Origin of the sequence: Gelatiniphilus marinus, from assembly GCF_042684345.1 — a bacterium.
Taxonomy (GTDB): Bacteria; Bacteroidota; Bacteroidia; order Flavobacteriales; family Flavobacteriaceae; genus Gelatiniphilus; species Gelatiniphilus marinus.
Genome location: NZ_JBHULK010000003.1, coordinates 114,720 through 130,341, shown reverse-complemented (window position 1 = coordinate 130,341; position 15,622 = coordinate 114,720). Strand labels below are relative to the sequence as shown.

16 protein-coding genes are annotated in these 15,622 nt (G+C 35.0%); 4 read left to right on the top strand and 12 right to left on the bottom strand.

Features of this window, described 5'->3' with window-relative positions; genetic code table 11:
* The first annotated feature begins 18 nt into the window (after window positions 1-18).
* From ACFSQS_RS09355 to rpe, 3 genes are all read left to right on the top strand, one after another.
* A complete protein-coding gene (locus ACFSQS_RS09355) occupies window positions 19-882 on the top strand; it encodes a sigma-70 family RNA polymerase sigma factor (protein WP_034041378.1) in 864 nt (287 codons plus the stop codon).
* A gap of 179 nt (window positions 883-1,061) precedes the next feature.
* On the top strand, window positions 1,062-1,469 hold the full coding sequence (locus ACFSQS_RS09350; RefSeq protein ID WP_388017571.1) for a BLUF domain-containing protein: 408 nt from the start codon (window positions 1,062-1,064) through the stop codon (window positions 1,467-1,469).
* A 49-nt stretch (window positions 1,470-1,518) separates the two neighbouring features.
* Entirely contained in the window at window positions 1,519-2,181 is a 663-nt protein-coding gene (gene rpe / locus ACFSQS_RS09345) for a ribulose-phosphate 3-epimerase (protein ID WP_388017568.1), read from the top strand.
* On the opposite strand, the gene ACFSQS_RS09340 is transcribed toward rpe, so the two are convergent.
* The 6 genes from ACFSQS_RS09340 to ACFSQS_RS09315 all read right to left on the bottom strand — a co-directional run bounded on the left by ACFSQS_RS09340 (window position 2,178) and on the right by ACFSQS_RS09315 (window position 7,717).
* Window positions 2,178-2,594 carry a CBS domain-containing protein gene (locus tag ACFSQS_RS09340; protein WP_388017565.1) on the bottom strand — a complete coding sequence of 139 codons (417 nt, stop codon included), beginning with the start codon at window positions 2,592-2,594 and terminating at the stop codon, window positions 2,178-2,180. The two genes, rpe and ACFSQS_RS09340, sit on opposite strands and share 4 nt — an antisense overlap.
* Window positions 2,595-2,673: 79 nt before the next feature.
* Window positions 2,674-3,525, bottom strand: coding sequence for a zinc-dependent peptidase (locus ACFSQS_RS09335; RefSeq protein WP_388017562.1), 852 nt, complete (start codon window positions 3,523-3,525; stop codon window positions 2,674-2,676).
* 84 nt (window positions 3,526-3,609) lie between these two features.
* Window positions 3,610-4,629 carry a UDP-glucose--hexose-1-phosphate uridylyltransferase gene (locus ACFSQS_RS09330; protein WP_388017559.1) on the bottom strand — a complete coding sequence of 340 codons (1,020 nt, stop codon included), beginning with the start codon at window positions 4,627-4,629 and terminating at the stop codon, window positions 3,610-3,612.
* A gap of 22 nt (window positions 4,630-4,651) precedes the next feature.
* On the bottom strand, window positions 4,652-5,800 hold the full coding sequence (gene galK, locus ACFSQS_RS09325; protein WP_388017556.1) for a galactokinase: 1,149 nt from the start codon (window positions 5,798-5,800) through the stop codon (window positions 4,652-4,654).
* A 16-nt stretch (window positions 5,801-5,816) separates the two neighbouring features.
* Window positions 5,817-6,704: an aldose 1-epimerase gene (locus tag ACFSQS_RS09320; RefSeq protein WP_388017553.1), complete on the bottom strand. Its 888-nt coding sequence runs from the start codon at window positions 6,702-6,704 to the stop codon at window positions 5,817-5,819.
* Between the two features lie 20 nt (window positions 6,705-6,724).
* The gene (locus ACFSQS_RS09315) at window positions 6,725-7,717 is read right to left on the bottom strand and encodes a GntR family transcriptional regulator (RefSeq protein WP_388017550.1); all 993 of its coding nucleotides are present in this window, start codon (window positions 7,715-7,717) and stop codon (window positions 6,725-6,727) included.
* Window positions 7,718-7,857: 140 nt separating this feature from the next.
* Here ACFSQS_RS09315 and ACFSQS_RS09310 point away from each other — a divergent pair, with 140 nt between their 5' ends.
* The gene (locus ACFSQS_RS09310) at window positions 7,858-9,507 is read left to right on the top strand and encodes a sodium/sugar symporter (RefSeq protein WP_388017547.1); all 1,650 of its coding nucleotides are present in this window, start codon (window positions 7,858-7,860) and stop codon (window positions 9,505-9,507) included.
* A gap of 355 nt (window positions 9,508-9,862) precedes the next feature.
* Here ACFSQS_RS09310 and ACFSQS_RS09305 read toward each other — a convergent pair whose 3' ends face one another.
* The 6 genes from ACFSQS_RS09305 to yihA all read right to left on the bottom strand — a co-directional run bounded on the left by ACFSQS_RS09305 (window position 9,863) and on the right by yihA (window position 15,585).
* Window positions 9,863-11,059 carry a C40 family peptidase gene (locus ACFSQS_RS09305; protein WP_388017544.1) on the bottom strand — a complete coding sequence of 399 codons (1,197 nt, stop codon included), beginning with the start codon at window positions 11,057-11,059 and terminating at the stop codon, window positions 9,863-9,865.
* 324 nt (window positions 11,060-11,383) lie between these two features.
* Window positions 11,384-11,833, bottom strand: coding sequence for a hypothetical protein (locus ACFSQS_RS09300; protein WP_388017541.1), 450 nt, complete (start codon window positions 11,831-11,833; stop codon window positions 11,384-11,386).
* Between the two features lie 2 nt (window positions 11,834-11,835).
* Window positions 11,836-13,080, bottom strand: a complete 1,245-nt coding sequence (locus ACFSQS_RS09295) for a hypothetical protein (protein ID WP_388017538.1) — start codon at window positions 13,078-13,080, stop codon at window positions 11,836-11,838.
* The gene (locus tag ACFSQS_RS09290) at window positions 13,081-14,313 is read right to left on the bottom strand and encodes a DNA cytosine methyltransferase (protein ID WP_388017535.1); all 1,233 of its coding nucleotides are present in this window, start codon (window positions 14,311-14,313) and stop codon (window positions 13,081-13,083) included.
* A 14-nt stretch (window positions 14,314-14,327) separates the two neighbouring features.
* Entirely contained in the window at window positions 14,328-14,657 is a 330-nt protein-coding gene (locus tag ACFSQS_RS09285; RefSeq protein ID WP_388017532.1) for a helix-turn-helix domain-containing protein, read from the bottom strand.
* Between the two features lie 316 nt (window positions 14,658-14,973).
* On the bottom strand, window positions 14,974-15,585 hold the full coding sequence (gene yihA, locus ACFSQS_RS09280) for a ribosome biogenesis GTP-binding protein YihA/YsxC (RefSeq protein ID WP_388017529.1): 612 nt from the start codon (window positions 15,583-15,585) through the stop codon (window positions 14,974-14,976).
* Window positions 15,586-15,622 lie beyond the last annotated feature (37 nt).

The following is a 15,622-nucleotide window of genomic DNA, read 5'->3' as shown; positions in this document are numbered from 1 at the left end:
AACAAAGGAGCACATTACATGAGACAACTTAAAATTACGAAGCAGGTTACCAATAGAGAAACCGCATCGTTAGACAAATATCTTCAAGAAATAGGAAAAGTTGACTTAATTACCGCAGACGAAGAAGTAGAATTAGCACAACGTATTAAAGCTGGCGACCAAATAGCTTTAGAGAAGTTAACCAAAGCTAATTTACGTTTCGTGGTATCGGTAGCTAAGCAATACCAAAACCAAGGCCTAACCTTGCCAGATTTAATAAATGAAGGCAACTTAGGATTGATTAAGGCGGCACAACGTTTTGACGAAACCCGTGGTTTTAAATTTATTTCTTATGCCGTTTGGTGGATTCGCCAATCTATTTTACAAGCCTTGGCTGAACAATCGCGTATTGTGCGCTTACCTTTAAACAAAATTGGTTCTATCAACAAAATTAATAAAACCTTTGCATTTTTAGAGCAAAGCCACGAGCGTCCGCCTTCTGCCGAAGAAATAGCAAAAGAATTGGATATGACCATTAACGATGTTAAAGAGTCTATGAAAAACTCTGGTCGCCACGTAAGTATGGACGCCCCATTGGTTGAAGGTGAAGATTCTAATTTATACGATGTTTTAAATTCGGGTGAGTCACCAAATCCAGATCGCGAGTTATTGCACGAATCGTTGCGCACAGAGATTGAGCGTGCTCTTGAAACCTTAACGCCTCGTGAAGCCGATGTTATTCGATTATACTTTGGTCTTGGAAATCAGCACCCCATGACTTTAGAAGAAATTGGCGAAACATTCGACCTTACCCGTGAGCGTGTAAGACAAATAAAAGAAAAAGCTATTCGTAGATTAAAACATACATCTAGAAGTAAAATACTAAAAACATATTTAGGTTAGTAATTAAATTGCACCTAAATTACCTCAACAAACAGTTACACATAACTGTTCGTTTTTTGATTGATGAAAGAACCCGCGGCTGATTACCGCGGGTTTATTTTTCCCTAAACTCAATTCAAAAAAAAAAATTACTTATATATTTTTAAATACCTTAGCTAAATCATTAAAAAGCCAACCAAATGATTAAAACAATATGCTACATAAGCGACTCTATTAAATATGATAATCTAGATAAAATAAAAGCACTTTACAAAAGAGCCAAAGCAAATAATTTAAAAAACAACATAACCGGTGTACTTATTTATAAAAGTGGAAACTTTCTACAGGTTCTTGAAGGAAAACCAGCTAATGTTGACTTTACTTTCAATAAAATAAAACACGACCCCAGACATAGTAACCTGTTTAAAGTTATTGATACAGAAATAGAGCATCGCATTTTTGAAGACTATAACTTTGGGTTTACTATTATAAATAACAAAGACGAGTTAAAAAACCTACTGGAGTATTTTGATTGGTTAAAAGCAGCCGAAAACAAAATAGCCAACAAAGTTATTGCAATGGTTGAAAATTTTATTGATTATGAATAAAATAATGGATTAAACCTTTATTTTTGCAATTCATAAAAAAACTATCAACATGGGTTCCAAGTTAATTGCACCATCTATTTTAGCGGCAGATTTTGCCAATCTGCAACGCGATATAAACATGGTTAACCAAAGTGATGCAGATTGGTTTCATATTGATATTATGGACGGGGTTTTTGTGCCCAATATTTCTTTTGGCATGCCTGTTTTACAAGCTATTGCCAAACATGCAAAAAAAACCATTGATGTACATTTAATGATTGTGGACCCAGACAAGTATATCAAAACATTTGCAAATCTGGGCAGCAACATACTAACGGTACACTACGAGGCATGTACCCATTTACACCGCACATTGCAAGCCATTAAAACCGAGGGCATGCAAGCTGGTGTTGCCCTAAATCCGCATACGAATATTAACGTTTTAGAAGACACAATTAACGATATAGATTTAGTTTGTTTAATGAGTGTAAACCCAGGTTTTGGCGGACAAAGCTTTATTGAAAACACATACAATAAAATACAACAACTTAAAGCGTTAATAAACCGTAAAGGTGCATCAACTAAAATTGAAATTGATGGCGGGGTTACCAATAAAAACGCAAAACAATTGGTTGATGCAGGTGCTAATGTACTAGTGGCAGGCAGCTATGTTTTTAATAGCGACAACCAGCTGGAGACCATTAAAGCCTTAAAAGCATTAGCAAATTCTTAAAATTGTTTTAGCAAATATTTTATTAAATCGGTTGTTGTAACAATGCCCACTAAAACAGAATCATCTACAACTGGCAGTGCATGAAATTCTTTCTTGGCTAATATTTCGGCCACTTCTTTAATGGTTGTTTTACTGCTCACACTAACGAGGCTTTTGGTCATAACCTGCTCAATGGTAAACATATTGTACACTACAGAATCTACATCGCGCTCATCGTTGGTGGCATCGGCAAAACTAATTCGGAGTAAATCAGAATAGCTTAACATGCCTATTATAGACTCTTCTGAGACAACGGGGATGTGTCTAATATTGTGTTTTTTAAATAGCTTTTCGGCTCTGTACAAATCGTCGGAGCGCATTAAGGCAATAACGTTTTTAGACATTATTTCTGAAACTGGTGTTCTTTTTTTCATGATGTTGCGTTTTAAAATGTACACTAAAATAAAAATGAAAAACAGAAAAAAGTATGATAAAAATCATGGGCTATATTATTTAATAACCAGCCACGTTAAAATTAAGCATTTGCCTCACTTTAGCATAAACAATTGGGAATTGCAGTTTGAATTCTTGAGGTGTTTCAATAAAATTTTCGATGATTACGGCAACAAATTCAAACTTATCGGTAAAGACATAAGTTCTAAAATAATTAGATGCCATAAGCCTGTCTCTTAAAGCTTCATTTATTGATAACAATTTTGTAAGCTCTTTAAAGGTGTCGCTAAAAATGGTAGAGCTTATATCGCGCTGCTTAATGCTGTTTATATGTATGGCGTGCGTAAACTCATGGATGCCTAAATTTAAATTATAGCTTTGGTCGCTAAAGCCTGCCTTAAAATCTTCCCAAGAGATAACCAAAGTTTTTAGCTTGGGGTTAAATTCGCCACGGTGGTACGCCTTATTGGTATTAGAATAAAACTGCTTTGGATAGACCACGATTTTCGAGATAACGGCAATGTAAAAATCCCTAAAACCAAAGGTTAGCATTACGGCTGTCGCCGATATTAAAACCCGCATCTCATCGGTTATAACGTTTTCGCCTATACCAATAAAATCTTTGTCTTTAATAAATAACGCCACACGGTGCTCGAAGTATTTTTTTTCTTTTTTAGATAGATTTTTGTAAAACGCAAACCGGTTTTTAAGAATATATTTTTTTTGCTCGTCGAGTTTTTTTAAATAAAAATAAAAATGATTGTACAATGGTTTTTTATGTTTTATAACATAGGCCATTTCAGTCATTCTAAAAGCAAAATACAATAATAAGTATGCTAAAACCGCAAATATGATAGCTAATATTATTTTACCGCCAAATGTATTTGGATCGCTATTTAATAAGTAAAGCATATCTAGAAAACGGTTTTAGAACTTATTAATTGCTACATACCATTTAAGTAATTAGCTATAGTTTTCGATTAAAAAACCTAATTCTTAAACCAAATCCCGCAATCGTTGTGCTGCTTGTTCTGCGGTTATATCGCGTTGTGGCGTACCAAACATTTCGTAGCCAACCATAAACTTTTTTACGGTGGCACTGCGTAATAAAGGTGGGTAAAAACTCATGTGCCAATGCCAATGCTTATTATCTTTTCCGTTTGTTGGGGCTTGGTGGATACCGCTGGAATACGGGAAAGAACATTCAAACAAAGCATCGTAAGCCTTGGTTAAAACCGAAATGGCCTCGGCGTAAGCGCGACTTTCTTTTTCAGAAATTTGAGTTATATCTTTGTATTGTTTTTTAGGAGCAATCATAGCTTCAAAAGGCCATACGGCCCAAAAAGGAATTAACACTACAAAATCGTCGTTTTCAAAAACAACGCGTTCTTTGGTTTCTATTTCTTGTTTTAAATAATCGCCTAAAAGACTGCTTTTATTTTTAGAATAGTATGCGTTTTGTTGATTATCTTTCTTTTCAACTTCGTTTGGAAGTGTGGACTGGCTCCAGATTTGACCGTGCGGGTGCGGGTTACTACAGCCCATTACAGCACCTTTGTTTTCAAATATTTGAACGTTATTAATCGCTTGGTTCGCACCGAGTAATTGATACTCTTTTTGCCAAACTTTTACCACCTTGGTAATGGCATCAACATCCATATCGGCCAAACTTTTAGAGTGGTCCGGGCTAAAGCATATTACTTTGCAAATACCGGTTTCGCTTTCGGCTATTAGCAGTCCGTTGTCTAAAGCAAAAGATTTTGAGTTAGATTGTAACGCTGCAAAATCGTTTGTAAACACAAAGACATCTTTGTAATCGGGGTTTACTTTACCGTTAATTCTGGTGTTTCCGGCGCATAAATAACAGCTTGGGTCGTGTGTTGGCCGTACCTGGTTTGAGAGCACTTCGTTTTGTCCTTGCCACGGGCGTTTGGCTCGATGCGGTGATACCAAAACCCACTCGCCTGTTAATATATTTAATCTTTTATGTGAGTAATCTTGTAAATCTGTGTTCATTTTTAATGGTTATAACAAGTTGTTAATTAACTACATGTGTACCGTTGGATAGTTTTACAAAATACACCGAGCATTCCTTATCAAATTTATTTTTGTATGCTTTTGATGCTGCATCGGCAAAGGCCTTTGCTTTGGTTTTTGCTACCAAATTAATAGTACAACCGCCAAAACCGCCTCCCATCATTCTTGCGCCTAAAACGTGTTTGTTTTGTTTTGCTTGTTCAACAAGAAAATCAAGTTCGTTACAACTTACTTTATATTTTTCTGACAGGCCTTCGTGCGATTGGTATATTAAAGCGCCCAAGGTTTCCAGATCGCCTTCTTCTATGGCTTTGCCCGCCTTAATGGTTCTTTTATTTTCTTGAATAACGTATAATGCTTTTTGATAATTTTCTGGTGTTACTTTATCTTTTACTTTTTCTAAATCTGCTTCGGTAGCATCTCTAAGGGCTTTTATCCCGAGCAATTCGGAAATGTTTTCGCAGGCTGCTCGCCTATCGTTATAAGCGCTATCTGACAAACTGTGCTTTACATTTGTGTTTATAAGCATTAGTTGATGGTCTTTAAAATCGATCTGAAAAGGTTTAGACTCAACCGTTCTGCAATCCAAATGCAACGCATTGTTTTCTATCCCGAACATGCTGGCGTATTGGTCCATAATCCCACATTTAACACCCACGTAATTGTGTTCTGCTTTTTGCGATATTAAAATCATGTCGTGCTTTGATAGCCCTAAATCGAATAGTTCGTTAAGCCCAAAAACCACACTGTTTTCCAGAGCTGCTGAAGAAGACATACCGGCACCCCCGGGAATATCGCCCTTAAAAACGATATTAAAATTGCCTACAATTATATTCTTTTTTTGAATTTCTGCAACCACACCAAGTACATAATTCTCCCAACTGCCCTCGGGCGATGGTTTTATTTGGTCCAATTCAAATTGCATGGTACTATCCAAATCCAAGGCTATTGCCGTACAGTACCCAGAATTGCTTTTTTCCAGGGCTGCTGCTATACCTTTATCTACCGCGGCAGGAAAAACAAAGCCTTCGTTATAATCGGTATGTTCGCCAATAAGGTTAATTCGCCCGGGAGAAAAAACCAGTAAAGGGTTTTGGTTAAAGGTTTCTTTATATTTTGCTTTAACTGCGTTAATTAATTCAGCATTCATTAATTTATATATTAGGTTATTGAATCATTTTTAAGCGCCATTCTATTTGGTACGATGCGTTGGGTTTTAACTGTTTTAGACCAATTTGATTGTTAAAACTATTGGATACTCCTGTTGTTGGCTCGATGGCTATTGTGTTTTCTTTTGGCGGTATATAAAGCTGTAAGAAATTGTTTTCTTCAGAAGATTCCATTATAAATTTATAGGTTGGTGTGTTGAATGCTACGGCATTATTATCTAAAACCCAACAATCGTCTAGTTTTTTATCTTCAATAGTAAAGGTTTTAACAGCCTCAATGGTTTCTATGCCTTCGGCTATATTTCGTTCTCCTAAAATTAGTTTTTTATGGCTTGAAAATTCTAAATTGCTGGCCTGCAAGTTTTCGGTTAAAAAATAAGGATGCCAGCCCAAAGTAAACGGAAAAGTTTGGGTACCTGTATTTTTAACCAACACCTTTAAATGCATGGCTTTTTTGGTAAAAACATACTCCAATTGCATGTTGTAGGTAAACGGAAAGCCTTTGCAAAATTGGCTTTCTTGGAATTCTAGTTTTACCGAAACAGAATTTTCATTGGCTTTCTGCTCTATAATATTAAACGTTTTATTGTACACCAAACCATGTAGTGCGTTGTTTTCGGCTGGATTGTTAACATGTAAATGATATTGGGTTTTATTAAAAACATATACACCATCTTTAACTCGGTTTGCAAACGGGAATAAAATAGCCGATGCATAGGTATTGGCATAAACCAACGGCTTTAAATCTGCTATTATATGGCTATTGTTTAGCGTTAATTCTTGTAGGCTAGCGCCTTCATTTAAATTAATTTTGGCATAAAACGAGGCATCTGAGTATTTTAGCTCCAATACGTTGGTTTCTTTATAATGGTTAATGCTGTACACTGTGGCTTATTTTTAAAAAGTTATAACGAGTTTCTTATAATAAGGTTAGTGGGGTTTACAATTTTACCCACTTCTTTATTTAGTATCATGTTTGCCAACCGTTTTCCCATGGCGTTAAAATCTGTAGAGATGGTAGTTATACCGTTGGCAACAATTTCTTTTAACAGGGTATCGTTGTACGATATAACACCCACATCTTTGGCCAATTCCAAATTGTTGGTTTTAAAAGATTTTATAATGCGGAGTAGGTTTTTATCGTCTGGCACAATGTAAACGTCGCCTTTATTTGGGGTATTGTTTTTAAGCGAACCTATTACTGCATGGTTAAAATTATAGGTTTCGCAAAACTGCTTAAATCCTTTTAGCATCCCTTTGGGCTGTTTGTCTTCAGAATAAAGCAAAATGAGTTTTTTATATTTTTTTATAAGATGGAAGGCCTTTTGCAAGCCATTAAAAATATCGGCTTTAAAATGTTGATAAATCGCAGAATACGCTTCTAGATCTGGGTGCAACTGATCTAATACAAAAACCCTGTCTTGGGGCAGGTTTTTTATAATCGAGCTGGTAGGGCTCAAATTGGCAGGCATAATTACGTAATAATTGTAAGTGCCAATACTATCGTGAATCAATTTACTGAAAATACCAGGGTTGAAGTGATGAAAAAAAATATCAACTTGAATATTTGCTCCTAAATTTTCTAAAAACGAGTTATATAAATCTTCTTTAAACGAATTTAACTCATCGAAAAGCAAAAATATTTTTTGATTTACATTTATATCTACACTCGATACATAATAGCCTTTACCAACAACAGACTGAATAATCCCTCGGTTTTTTAATGCGTTAAAAGCGGTTAAAACGGTATCTCTAGAGAGCCCGTGAGCATTTTTAACATTATTTATAGAAGGTAACTTGTCGCCTTTTTTAAGTGTGCCCGTAGTAATGGCCTCCTCAATCGAATTAACAATTTGCCTATACTTTGGTATGCTTATTTTATTCTTAATTGAAATCATTCGAAAGACAAAGGTACTACTTTTTACCCATAATAACTACCAGACCCTACTAGTTTGTTTTAATAATAAAAAACATTAAATCTTTAAAATTAAATATCTATATTTGAGACTTTATTTCTAACTTAACTAACTATTATATTATGACAGCAGGATTTGACACATGGGATTATGTAGTCTTTATTGCTTACGCCATCTTAATTTTAGGTGTAGGATTATGGGTGTCTAGAGACAAAAAAGGTCATCAAAAAAACGCCGAAGATTATTTTTTGGCAAGCAAATCCCTGCCATGGTGGGCCATTGGCGCCTCTTTAATTGCAGCAAACATTTCTGCAGAGCAATTTATAGGCATGTCGGGTTCTGGTTTTGCCTCTGGTTTAGCTATAGCATCTTACGAATGGATGGCTGCCATTACCTTAATTATAGTTGGTAAATATTTCTTACCCATTTTTATTGAAAAAGGGCTCTATACCATTCCTGAGTTTGTCGAGAAACGCTATTCTACAAACCTTAAAACCATTCTTGCGGTATTTTGGATTGCACTGTATGTATTTGTAAACCTAACCACGGTTTTATACTTAGGCTCCTTAGCTTTAAACACTATTTTAGGAATACCATTAATATACGGCGTAATAGGTTTAGCGCTATTTGCAGCAGCCTATTCATTATACGGTGGCTTATCGGCTGTAGCTTGGACCGATGTAATTCAAGTTATTTTCTTAGTTTTGGGAGGTCTGGTTACCACGTACTTAGCACTAAACACGGTATCTGGTGGCGATGGATTTATTGCAGGATTAACTACTGTATTTGAAGAGGTGCCCGAACGTTTTGAAATGATTCTTGACAAATCTAATCCGGAATATAAAAACTTACCGGGAATAGCCGTGTTAGTTGGTGGGATGTGGGTAGCAAATCTCTACTATTGGGGATTCAATCAATATATTATTCAAAGAACACTTGCAGCAAAGTCACTAAAAGAAGCTCAAAAAGGTATTCTATTTGCTGCTTTCTTAAAATTACTTATTCCTTTAATTGTTGTTATTCCAGGGATTGCTGCTTATGTAATGATCAATGATGCCGAAATTATGGCAAGATTAGGAGATGTAGCTGCTAAAAACCTGCCCTCTTTAGAACAAGCAGATAAAGCCTACCCTTGGTTATTGCAGTTTTTACCAACAGGACTTAAAGGACTTGCATTTGCTGCATTAGCTGCTGCTATTGTATCTTCTTTAGCCTCTATGTTAAATTCAACATCTACCATCTTTACGATGGATATTTATAAGCAATATATTAATAAAAACGCTGGCGATAAAGCCACCGTGAATATGGGACGAATTTCTGCATTTGTGGCTCTGGTAACTGCCTGTATAGTAGCGCCACTTTTAGGTAACCTAGACCAAGCTTTCCAGTTTATACAAGAATACACTGGTATAGTTAGCCCAGGTATATTAGCAGTATTTTTATTAGGTTTATTTTGGAAGAAAACTACAAACAAAGCAGCTATTATTGGTGCGTTAGCTTCAATTCCAATTGCGATGTATTTTAAAGTCGCACCAAAAGGGTGGTCAACATCTTCTTTATTTGTTGATGTGCCATTTATGGACCAAATGGGATACACTTTGCTTTTAACCATGTTGGTAATTGCAATATTTAGCTATGTACAGCACAAAGGTGCCGATGATGAAAAAGGCATACCAATTACCAAGCAATTATTTAAAACGTCGCCTTTATTTAATATTGGTGCTTTTGCAGTAATGATAATTTTAACCGTTTTATATGCCTTATTTTGGTAAGAGTTAATTTCAAACCCTAAATAAATTAGGTTTGAAAACAAAAAAACATAAGAGAGAGGCTGTCTGAAAAGGCAGTCTTTTTTTACAATTTTTAAATTAAATTCTTAAATTTAAGAATGAGCAGAAAAGTAATTTTTAACACTTATAACCAAGACCAGGTAAGTCATTTATTTCCAAGTTGTGCTAATTTAGCTCCAGTTAATCATCCTCTTCGCTTTGTAAATACGATTATTGACCATATTGACATTAGTGCTATGCAAGCAAAGTTATAAAGGCAGAGTTACATCAAGCGCAAATTCTAAACACAGGCCCCTACAACTAAAAAAGGCAATACCATAAAGTTTAAAATCGTGTTTTAAAGTCCTATCTTTTTTAAATTAATAATCATAGCATCATCAATACCCAAATAACGTCTTGCACCTAAATACCTATTTTTGTTGAAGGCGTCATAATTATCTGCTTCAGGGCTTATGGAGTTTATTTTAACTTGACTTGCGGCATGTATAAATTCGTTTTTATCATTGCCTAACCAAATGCCGACGTGTGTGGTACGTTGTTTGGTGCTATCCGTTGCTTTTTTGCCAAAAAACAATAAATCGCCTTTTTGCAAATTTTCAAAAGCCAAATTTGAATCCACAACTTTACCGGCGTTAATTTGTTGTGAAGCATCTCTCGGGATTACAAACCCATTCATTAAATACACTGTTTTGGTAAAGCCGCTGCAATCCATTCCTTTGGTTGATGTACCGCCCCATAAATAAGGAGAACCCACAAAGTGTTTAGCGGTATTTTCAATTAAATTACCCGATGGCTGCACGGTTTTAATCCAATGGCTATAAATAACAGCCTCCTTTTTATTGATGTAACCCACACGATTATCAGGATAAGCTACTTTGTAAAAGTTTTTACCCGTTTCCAATAATGCTAATTGAGCACCTAAAACTATATCTGAGACAACAGGCTCATTTACATTTTCCCTTTGGTAAACATGTCCAAAAGTTTGGGTATATATTATTTTAGGGGCGGTTTGCCATCTATTTAGTTCGGCATCAGTCATTAGCTTAACGCCACCGTGATCTACCCAAGAAATATAGCGATCGGGGGTTTGTATTAAATAAAAATCGCCATCAATTTTCAGTACATTTAAAACCGTTCCTAAAATGGCTTGAGTTGCTAATTCTGCCGAATGTTTGGGTTTAGAGCGTATGTTGGCCACCGAGTTATTAACCACGGCGTATTTGGTTTGTCCAACAGATTGGTTGGGCAGTAAATTAATACTGTAATCTACATGAAAGGCACCGGTTTTATCGATTAAAGGCGTGAGTTTATCATTAAAAACCGAAACAACATCAGCATTGGTGGTTTCTCCGGTAACGAATAGGGTTTTATCTTTTTTTTCTAGCTTAATATTAAAAACTTCAACCCGGGTATCTGGCGCATAAATGGTTTTTAGGCTGTCTTTTACGGCTTCAAAATTGTTTTGATGGCTTGACTCTTGTTTATTGCAAGACATTAAAACAACTAGTACGATTATTGTAATATAATGTTTCATTCTAAAGTTTAATTTGTGAAAGCTAAAGTACAAAAAGGGAGTAAATTAAAATTTGTGTTATTTTGATTTGAAAGCTTGGGCAAAATTGAATAGGTTCGTTTAACGGTCTTGTATATGAAAAGTAGCGGATTTTAAGCACTAACTTTTCAGATTATAATAGACCTTTAATTTATTCATTTTCTTTCGATTAAGCGATTAAGCCGCTATTTTTTATATACGTTGTTACCTGCTGGCTTTATTCATTTTCAGCCTGTTAGCGTTAGCGTGAAAGCTCTTTGCAACCGCAGGAACGAGGATTGCAATGTGCTTGAACACAGTATTGGGTTAAAATACTTTCTCGTTATCGTAATGAATTTTTATGTTTTCATCCTTATCAGTTGTTATTAGAAAATCTATCTTGTCTAACTGTTTTTTTGATTTTTCGAGGTGTTTCTTTTCTTCTGGTATTCCTATTCCGTAAACTATTTTACTTATGTTAAATCCACTTAATAACTGATTTAATGAATCTGAAAAATTATTCTCGGTCTTAATTTCCAATAGTTTGTCAAAATCAGGCTGATAGAATCTATCCTTGTTTTCGAAGAATAAAGCGACATTGCCCTTAACAGCAATTATATCAGGAATAATTCCACCTTTATTTTTTTCAGTTCTATTATCTCCATTAGGATGAAGTAAAACGCCTGTACCACTTTGTGGAAAATCATAACAGATTATTTGCCAGTCATTTTCCTCTAACCAACTCATGATGCTTATTGTAACTCTTTCTTCTCTCATAATTATGCGTCTCTCCATAATGCACCATCTGGAAATAATATTGCGTCTGCAAAATAGGAAAAAATCCTTACTTCTTTCGTTTTAGAAAAAGTAGAACCATAACGCAATTGCATAAAATATCTTGGAATTTCATAGTTTTTTAGGTCTCCATAATCCTTTGTTAAAATATTTTTCTTTTCGCTACCCTTTACCAATTTTTCTAACGATTTTATAGAGCTTCCAAATTTTGTGCTGACAGATAATTTTTTAGTTTTTTTATCAAATGTGAAATTACCCCAAACTGTTACAAGGTTATATTTTCGCTCTTCGAAAGTTTTTCCTTCACGACATTTCAAATAATCTATAGCTGCAATGCATCCTGAGTATGGATCAGAGCGAAAAGTTTTAGAATCTACTTGATATAAAATTGTTTCTTTTCGACTATTAAGTAATTCACCAATCTTATATCCTCCTTTTTCATATTTAGAAAGGTAATCTATTAGAGAAGTTGTTGGGATAATTTCGGTTGCGGATAATGGAGAAAGATTAAAATGACCTTTTTTGTCAGCAAATTCCTTTTTCATAAGATCAGTTCGGTCTATGATTACCCTATTGGATAGAAGTTTGTCTCGACCATTTACAACACCATGCTTTTCATTGATTGATACTATTTCATTAATTGCTTTGAACATATACTGCATTTCAGAATCCGAATTAATGGGACTTCCAGAGTATTTTCTTCTTTTATCAAATATTAAGCCTTTGTCTCTTAAATTTTTGGACTTTAACGGAGTTGCCTTATGTGTTTTAAAGTCAGAAGGGAAGTAATAAAATAGGGAAGGTATTTTGTATATAGACATGACATGATCTAATGCTTTAAAAATTAGAGCATTTATTTCATCCCATTTGGTAGTTCCACTCTTTTTTCTATGAATTATAACTGCCTCAGGATAGATATAGAAGGATGGTACATTATTTTCAACCGATGCAGCTAATCTGGCAAATCGTTGAAAAACATTGTGTCCTGTACCAGCTTCAGTTGATACTTCAATAGAAAATATTGGCTCATGATCAATCTCAACAATTAAATCAGGTGCATCCAAATAAAGTATTTTTTTTATGTGGTCAGGCATAGTATGAAAGTTCTTTGCATTATTAGCATCACTCTCATACATTTTTTTCTTTACAAATTTCTTGCTTTTTAAATCCGTGTGATCAATTATAAAATCGGCAAACGGTTCGGTGCTATACCAAATTCTGTAATTCATTTATAAATAGTTTTTAATTGCTAAACCAACTGCCTTTGCTAATAGTGGTGGTACAGCATTTCCAGTTTGCACTCTTGCTTGAACTGTTCCCCCTTTTACAATAAAATCATCTGGGAAACTTTGTATTCTACAACGTTCACGAATTGTAAGCCCTCTTGGGTCTTCAGGATGACCTAATTGAAATTGAGGGCGAATTCCTCCTGAAACTTGGGTTGGACTTAGTATGTTCCAATCCAGACGAATTCTTTGCTTAAAACGTTCGTACATTGGCTCACCAGGTTTGGTGTTTTTAATTTTCTCAACAGTTGCTTTTGGATGATTCGGTGCCGTGTGATTTGTTACTGAGCCATTGGTGTTCATTCTCATAAGTTTTTGATAGTCAGAGAATGGTTCAGTCTTATATTTTTTCTTTGATTCTTTTGGTTTTAGTGATGCTAAATCTCCAATAGCTTCTTTAATCGTAACATAGGGTTTTTCCGTTTCTGGACCGTGAGTTTTGATTATATCCTCAAAATTGAATTCACTACCTTTAATTCCAACAAAAACTAACCTTGAACGCTTTTGTGGTACTCCATAATCTGGTGCATAAAGTAATTTGCTTTTAACTTTCATTCCACCAATTTTACTTAAATGTTTTTCGATGTCAGTCACGAAAGAACCTGTGCTTCTCATACCTGAAACATTTTCGAGAACGACAACTTTAGGCTGAAGAATTTCTACAAATCTTGCGAATTCTTTATACATAAAATTTCTATCGTCATTTTCGTGCCTTTTTCGGTTATTAAGTGAAAATCCTTGACAAGGAATACCTCCAATTAAAACATCCAATTGTCTGCCATTGAGAAGCTCTTTAACAACTACTGGGTTAACTTTTTTTACGTCACCAGTTATGGTAGAACAATTTGGATGATTAGCTTGAAATGTTTGAATTGAAGGTGTGTGTATATCGCAGCCAAGTACTGTTTCAAAACCTGCCATTTCAAATCCTAATGAAGTTCCACCACATCCGCAGAATAACTCCGCTACTATTGGTTTTTCAGAATTTACATTAGTTCCTTTTTTAAATATTGGCTCTTTATGCCAGTAGTATCCATTCTCTTCAACCTTAACAGATTTATCCCAGACACTTTTTTCTAATACATCGGGCTCTTCTTCTCCGTAAATATTTATTTGACCATCTTCCAAAAGGTCAATTTCTTGAGCCGTGCTTTTATATTCCTTCGTAATTGGCATTTTGATAATATTTTTTAGTTGTTAAACTCAAACTTCCCCTGTTTTACATTCATGTTTCGGTAATAATTGGCAGTGTCTTCTGCAACAGAAAAAACCGATTCAGAACATTTGTATTTTAAAGCTTCTCTCACAAATTTGTCCGCAAAAAACAAGTCTATTACTTGCTGCAATTCTATTTCAAATAACTCGGACAGTTTTTGCAGTTTTGATTTGCTGAATTTTTGGCTTCCGTTTTCAATTCGACTGATTGCACTCGTATTGATTCCGATTTTCGCTCCGAATTCAGTTTGTGTCCATTCTCGTTTTTCTCTTTCAGTTTTTATGAAATGTCCGAAACTTACCATTTTATTAATTTAATCAACTTATGGTTTGACCTATTTTTAGCAAATGTATTGATAATTTGCAGTTTTTATATCAAGTTAGTCAAATTATTTTCGGGTGGTGGTGGGGAAGTGAAAGCTCTTTTTATTTTGTGAGGTACGAGCAAAATGAAATGTGCTTGAACGTGTAGCGGCTTTTTTTTTAGCTTGCAGGCAATTGAATTTGAATATCGATTGTTATAAATTATCGATATTCAATCGTTAAACGAAGTTAGTCAATTTTTCTCACAAAGTCATGTATTGGTAAAGTGAAAAATATAAGTTTAAAGTAACGCGGAAATTAATTAGAACTCAAATCCATATTCCCATTCAACTCATCTATATAGTTTAAAACCTCATCTTTCCCTATAGTTTTAGAGGACGAGGTTATAAAGTAATTGGGCATCTCCTCCCAGGTTTCTAAAAGCACGCTTTTATAGGCCTCTACATATCTTTCGATAGCTTTGGGTTTCAGCTTGTCGGCCTTGGTAAAAATAATTGAAAACGGTATGCCATTTTCACCCAGCCACTGCATAAATTCTAGATCGATAGGCTGTGGGTCGTGCCTAATATCAACCAAAACAAAAGCGGTAACCAATTGCTCGCGCAACCCAAAATATTGGGTTATAAATTTTTGGAAAACCTTTTTTGCACTTTTTGAAACACGCGCATAACCATAGCCTGGTAAATCGACTAAATGCCAATTTTTATTAATTAAAAAATGATTGATAAGCTGGGTTTTTCCTGGTCTGCCCGAAGTTTTCGCCAAACTTTTCCGGCTGGTTAGCATATTGATTAGCGACGATTTGCCAACATTACTTCTGCCTATAAAGGCATATTCTGGCAACATGCTTTTTGGGCATTTTGCAACATCGGAATTGCTCATTACAAATTCGGCAGACTTGATTTTCAAAACTAGATATTTTTGTCATCCCCTCGAAGTAGGGAAT

What these genes read in the sequence shown, in the direction of transcription:
- ACFSQS_RS09355 (WP_034041378.1), top strand. Translation starts at nt 19, where the DNA reads ATGAGACAACTTAAAATTACGAAGCAGGTTACCAATAGAGAAACCGCA.
- ACFSQS_RS09350 (WP_388017571.1), top strand. Translation starts at nt 1,062, where the DNA reads ATGATTAAAACAATATGCTACATAAGCGACTCTATTAAATATGATAAT.
- rpe (WP_388017568.1), top strand. Translation starts at nt 1,519, where the DNA reads ATGGGTTCCAAGTTAATTGCACCATCTATTTTAGCGGCAGATTTTGCC.
- ACFSQS_RS09340 (WP_388017565.1), bottom strand. Translation starts at nt 2,594, where the DNA reads ATGAAAAAAAGAACACCAGTTTCAGAAATAATGTCTAAAAACGTTATT.
- ACFSQS_RS09335 (WP_388017562.1), bottom strand. Translation starts at nt 3,525, where the DNA reads ATGCTTTACTTATTAAATAGCGATCCAAATACATTTGGCGGTAAAATA.
- ACFSQS_RS09330 (WP_388017559.1), bottom strand. Translation starts at nt 4,629, where the DNA reads ATGAACACAGATTTACAAGATTACTCACATAAAAGATTAAATATATTA.
- galK (WP_388017556.1), bottom strand. Translation starts at nt 5,800, where the DNA reads ATGAATGCTGAATTAATTAACGCAGTTAAAGCAAAATATAAAGAAACC.
- ACFSQS_RS09315 (WP_388017550.1), bottom strand. Translation starts at nt 7,717, where the DNA reads ATGATTTCAATTAAGAATAAAATAAGCATACCAAAGTATAGGCAAATT.
- ACFSQS_RS09310 (WP_388017547.1), top strand. Translation starts at nt 7,858, where the DNA reads ATGACAGCAGGATTTGACACATGGGATTATGTAGTCTTTATTGCTTAC.
- ACFSQS_RS09305 (WP_388017544.1), bottom strand. Translation starts at nt 11,059, where the DNA reads ATGAAACATTATATTACAATAATCGTACTAGTTGTTTTAATGTCTTGC.
- ACFSQS_RS09300 (WP_388017541.1), bottom strand. Translation starts at nt 11,833, where the DNA reads ATGAGAGAAGAAAGAGTTACAATAAGCATCATGAGTTGGTTAGAGGAA.
- ACFSQS_RS09295 (WP_388017538.1), bottom strand. Translation starts at nt 13,080, where the DNA reads ATGAATTACAGAATTTGGTATAGCACCGAACCGTTTGCCGATTTTATA.
- ACFSQS_RS09290 (WP_388017535.1), bottom strand. Translation starts at nt 14,313, where the DNA reads ATGCCAATTACGAAGGAATATAAAAGCACGGCTCAAGAAATTGACCTT.
- ACFSQS_RS09285 (WP_388017532.1), bottom strand. Translation starts at nt 14,657, where the DNA reads ATGGTAAGTTTCGGACATTTCATAAAAACTGAAAGAGAAAAACGAGAA.